This window comes from Variovorax sp. 01T439_2 (genome assembly GCF_056398445.1).
On sequence record NZ_JBFTPJ010000491.1, the window covers coordinates 1 to 5,200 of the forward strand.

The following is a 5,200-nucleotide window of genomic DNA, read 5'->3' on the forward strand; positions in this document are numbered from 1 at the left end:
CCGTACAGCTGCGTCAGCTTGGTCTTGCCCAGCGACTGCTCCAGCCATTGGTAGTGCGACTCGATGCTCGAGGACAGCTTCTTCACCAGCTTCATCCCGTGCGCCGTGGCCTCGACCACGGTGCGGCGCTGGTCCTCGGGATCGCGGCTGCGGGTGATGAGGTCGTCGCGCTCCATGCGCGCGAGCACGCCGGTGAGGCTGGGGCCGAGGATGAAGGCCTCGCGCGCCACGCGGCCGGTTTCCACCGCGCCGTGCTCGCCGAGCACCCGCAGCACGCGCCACTGCTGGTCGGACAGCGCATGCTCGCGCAGGCTGGGCCGCGTGTGGGCCATGACGGCTTCGCGCGCCTGCAGCAGCAGGCGCGGGAGGTTGCGGTGGGTGAAGGTGCTGGCCACGTTTCTAGTTTCGACGAATTAGTTAACATGTTAAATGATCGGGCGTGAGAGGGCCAGGGCGCAATCGGGAAAACCCGTGTCAGGCGAAGGGGCGCTGCTCAGCGCGGCGCTGAGGGCCCAGAACGCGCGGTGTTCTGAAAGGCGTAATCGGGGACGCCGCGATCACCGTGTCCAGTTCACTCAGAACTTGGGATAGTGCGTGGCGTCGCGCTTCCTGAAATCCGACGCTGCAACACCGAATTCCTTTTGGCAGTGCTCGAGCAGTGTCGACAGGTTGTCGAATACCTCGGATCTGTAGTCCGTCGCGTGGTCGTTGAAGACCTCTTGATCGTCGTGATGCTCCCGACCGACCTTGAACGACTCCACTTCGTACAGCCAGGGTGTTTGGGGGGAGGGCGTCCTACCGAGCCTGAGTACCTCCGGATGCAGCTCTTCCAGCGAAAAAATTCCCTGATCGATCAGTTCCCGGTCTCTGGCCGTCAGATAGGGTCTGGGACGAATGATCAGATAGAAGGAGGTTGCACCGCCGTCGAGACTCCGCTCGAAGAAGGCGCCGTCCGGGTCTGCTTCCATGGATGCCGGAAACGGGCGGTGTGTTTGCGCGATGTTCGCCATAGGTAGGTAGAGCAGTGTTTGGTTGATCCGTGGTGTTCCGGAACGCGCCCCGGCGGCCGGCCGGTCCTGTGGTGTAGGCGAGGAGCAGCTCGATCGCATCGTCCTTGGACGCCACATCGATTCGCGCACGCCGGCCCTGCTGAAGCTGTTCGTCAATGCTCCTCAAATGCCTTTCGCAACTGGCTGCGAGTCCCAGCGGATCGATCCAGAAGTAAGGATTGCTGCAGCCGTAGGCGTAGGGATTCACGCCACCCCGCAGCCCGATGGGATCTGCTGAAACATAGGCGCCGATGATGGGGTCGAAGTACCGATGCCTGTTGTAGAAGAGGCCCGTCTCGGCGTCTTCCTGTTGCCCCTGGCATCTGATCGGCTGTGCAAGAAGTTCGCAATCCTTGCGTGCGATGCCGCCCCAGACGTCGTAGCGAACGGCCCACACGATCTGGCCGTCACGGGTTGTCATGCGCAAGGGACGGCCATCGGGATCGTTGTGATAGTGAAGAACCCGTGCGGTGTCCTCGGAGGTGTCCACGCTGGACGGCGGCATCTCCTTGTCTATCAACGCCAGTGGCTCGAAGGTGCCGGGCTTGAGGACGAATTCGCGCGTCTTCGCATGCAGCTGTCTGAGCGCGTCCTCTTGCTTGCGTCGTTCCAGCAAGCTCGTCACCGGGGATTTTTTCGTCTTCGGCACCAGGGCGTTTTCCTGACAAGCCTCACCGAGCAGCGCATCCCCGTCCCAGAAGAACCAGGTCGTATGCGTCGTGTTGCGTTTGAAGACGCGGCGGCCCAAGGGGTCATAACCGTAGGTGGTCACTTCTCCATGGTGCGGGCCGCGCTCCCATCGGCTCTGGGTCAGCCGCTGATTGGTATCCCATGCCAGGTGCAGGGCAGGCTGGTTGGGTGCGCGCGTCTGTGTGCGGCTTGTGAGGTTGCCGGCGCGGTCGAACACGTAGTGCCATTCCTCGTGCTCACCCTCACGTGTCCAGTGCTCGGGTTGCTGTTGGCCGCTTGCGGTCTGCGCCATCGCGACGATTCGCACGTTTGTCCTGAGCCGATCGCCCGCAGGGTCGCTCAGGTAGTGCCTGACGCGACCCATGGGATCGACGTGGGACAGGATGCGCCCCATCGGATCGTGGGTGTAGAGGTCGTTGCCTTGTTGGCTGTCCGTGCGTCGCGTCAGATTGCCGGCGGCGTCGTAGTCGAAGCGCGTGTCGAATAGTGGCGCGCCGTCCTTTGCGACGGCTTGTGCAGCGACCAAGCCCTGGTCGTTGTAGCGCAGCGTGCGAACCACGTGCTCGCTCAGATGCTCCGCCGTCGCTTGCCCCAAGGCGTTGCGTTCGATGGTGATCGGGGGCTCATCGTTGATGGCGATCTCTGCGGGTCGATTGAGCAGGTCGTAGCGCACGGCCACCCGGTTGCCCGCGCTGGTCTTGCGCTCGACGGAGTTTCCGGCCGCGTCGTAGGCGCGTTCGATCCGGAAGCTGCCCTGCTGTTCCTCGACCAGATGACCGAGCGCGTCGAAGCGATGTTTGAAATGGCTGTGGGCGTTGCGAGCCTCGACGAGCCGGCCCGCTGCGTCGTACCTGAAATCTTCCGCACCGGCCGGCGCGCCTCCCGAGATTTCGGGCCAGGTCTTATGCGTGATGCGACCCATGGCGTCAGTATGGAAGCTGATCGTGCGGCCCATTGGATCGATGCTGCGCAGGAGCCGTCCGCTGGCGTCGTAGTGGAAGCGCCGGCATTGCCCCCAGTAATCGATCTCCTCGACGATTCGGCCCAAGGGATCGCGTGTGAGTTCATGGCGTTCGCCGCGCGGGTTGACTACAGCGACGAGCTGCTCTTCACTGTCGTAGTCGTAGCGCACGGCATGACCATCGGGTTGAACTCGCCGGGCGATCAGTCCCGTGCCGCTGTAGGTCAGTTCGGTGATTGCACCGTTCTCGTCGGCATAGCGCACCAGCCGGTCCTCGGCGTCGTACGCACAGGTGAGTTGGGCGCCGTCGTGCTGCGTGATGCGTTGCAGCCTGCCTTTCGCGTCGCAGTGATACCGGCTTCGTTGCCCCAGTGCGTTGACTTGCGTGCGCAGCCGCCCGAGTGCGTCATAGTCGAAGCGGGTGACATGGGTCAGGGCGTCGATCATCTGGGCGGGCAGCCCATAGCGGTCATAGCGCAGCTGCGTGACCGCACCCCGCGCATTGACATGGCGCACCAGCTGGCCGCGGTCGTCATGCTCGAAGCGGGTGACGGCGCCCAGCGGATCGGTCTGGCTGGATGGCAGCCCGCGTGCGTCGCTGGCGTGCTCCCAGCGATGACCCAGCGGATCGATGACGGCGAGCAACTGGTCATCGCTGTCGTATTCGCAGCCTACGATGCTGCCATCGGGATGTCGTACGCCCAACAGATTGCCCCGCGCATCGTAGGTGAACCCTGTGCGCAGCCCCCCGGGCGCAGTCACCGCCACCGTCCGCCCCACATCGTCATACTCAAAGGTGGTCACGCCATCCAGCGGATCGATCTCCGCCAACGGCAGCCCCGCCTCGTCGAACTTGACCACCGTGAGGTGCCCCAGCGAGTTGGTCACCTCGGTCTGCCGCAGCGCCGCGCTGTAGGCGAAGCGGTAGTCGTGCAGCCCGCCGTCGCCCCAGGCGTGCACCACGCGCCACTGCTCGTCGTACGCGTAGTGAAACGACAGGCCCGTGCGGTCCGTGTGGCGCGCCATGCGGTGMTGCAGGTACGCAAACTCGCGCGCCGCACCCAGCGCATCGCTCGCCGCCAGCAGGTCGCCGTCGGCATGGCGGTAGCGCACCAGCGGATGCTCCTGCCCGGTGGCCGGGTCGCGCAGCGCCATGGACTCGATGTACCCGCCGCGCGACTGCACCTCGATGCTGCGGCCCGGCAGGCCGTCCACGCCGCTTTCGGCGATGCGCACCAGGTCGCGGCCCCGCCGCACGAAGCGCCAGTGGTTGCCGCAGGCATCCTCGATGCGCGCGATGGGCAGGGGCGCGGCCTGCAGTGCTCCCTCGGGCGACAGCGCATCTTCGAAGTGGTAGCGCAGGCCGCTCTTGAAGCGCACCACGAGCGCCGTGCCCTGGCGCATCAGCCGCGCACCGTCCACCACGTCGAGCACCTGCTGTCCTTCGGCCTGCGGCAGCGCAGGGAACAGCGCGAATTCTTCCGGCCCCTGCAGGCTGAGCAGGCCGTCGGCTTCCGCCATCAGGCGCACATCCGCCGGGGTCTGCCAGCCGTGGCCGCAATGGCCGGGCAGGGCGTGGTCGCGCGATGCATAGACGCGCGTCCAGCTCAGCGGAAGCCGGCCCGGAATGCTGAAGTCCTCGTGCGTCACCGAGACGCTGCCATCGCGGATGTCCACCGGCTCGGCACGCAGCACCTGGCACTTGAGGAAGCCCGGCGGCATGTTCTTGAACACGCGCCGCGCGATGCGGGTGTAGGCCCGGCCCAGCGCCTTGAACAGCCCGCGCTGGACCATYGCGCCCCACGAGATGGTCGGCGGCCCGCCCACGAACACCTGCGGCGGGATGGCGACGTTGAAGGTGGTCGGCAGCATCAGGCTCAGCCGCAGCGGCTTGACTGCCTTCTTCTTTCGGAACGGCGGCACCAGGCCCACGATGTTGCAGGCCAGCACCGGCACGCCGATGCGCGAGAAGGGTTCGCCATCGGCCAGCACGATGCGGCTGCCCATGAAAAGCTCGTCCTCGAACTGGGGGCCGCCGGGCGCCTTGATCACCGGCATGGGGGCGCCGACGAGGACGTGGAAGTCCACGCCGCCCGTGCCGGCGTTGGCCCGGCGCACCCCCGCCACCTCGACGGTGGCGCCGAGCGGGAAGGGAATGCTCGCGGGCATCTCGCCGCCGCCGGCCGGCGCGCCCGGCGGTGCCGGCACCTCGGGCGCTGCGGTGCCTTGGCCGATGGTGTCCAGGCCCGCCTGCATGGCACCGTCCACGGCTGCCATGCCCTTCACGATCGGGTTGTCGGGCGAGACCTGGATGGTCGGCAGGTAGTCGAACGGGTCCATCACGATGCCGATGTGCAGCGTGGGCCATACGCCGGGCGGCGCCAGGTAGGTGTGGGCGTCGATGCCCAGCTGGGGGTCGAAGTGCTTGGCCGCGAAGAACAAGGTGCTTTCTCTCCGGCGTGTGTTGGGCTGAGGCGGCGCGGTTCAGGCTGCCTCGACG

3 protein-coding genes are annotated in these 5,200 nt (G+C 66.1%); all 3 read right to left on the reverse strand.

Features of this window, described 5'->3' with window-relative positions:
* On the reverse strand, positions 1–395 hold a 395-nt coding region (gene hpaR / locus AC1DOC_RS21265), incomplete at its 3' end, for a homoprotocatechuate degradation operon regulator HpaR (RefSeq protein ID WP_478130432.1).
* Between the two features lie 180 nt (positions 396–575).
* On the reverse strand, positions 576–761 hold the full coding sequence (locus tag AC1DOC_RS21270) for a hypothetical protein (protein ID WP_478130433.1): 186 nt from the start codon (positions 759–761) through the stop codon (positions 576–578).
* 34 nt (positions 762–795) lie between these two features.
* On the reverse strand, positions 796–5,142 hold the full coding sequence (locus AC1DOC_RS21275; RefSeq protein ID WP_478130434.1) for an RHS repeat-associated core domain-containing protein: 4,347 nt from the start codon (positions 5,140–5,142) through the stop codon (positions 796–798).
* Positions 5,143–5,200: the final 58 nt, after the last annotated feature.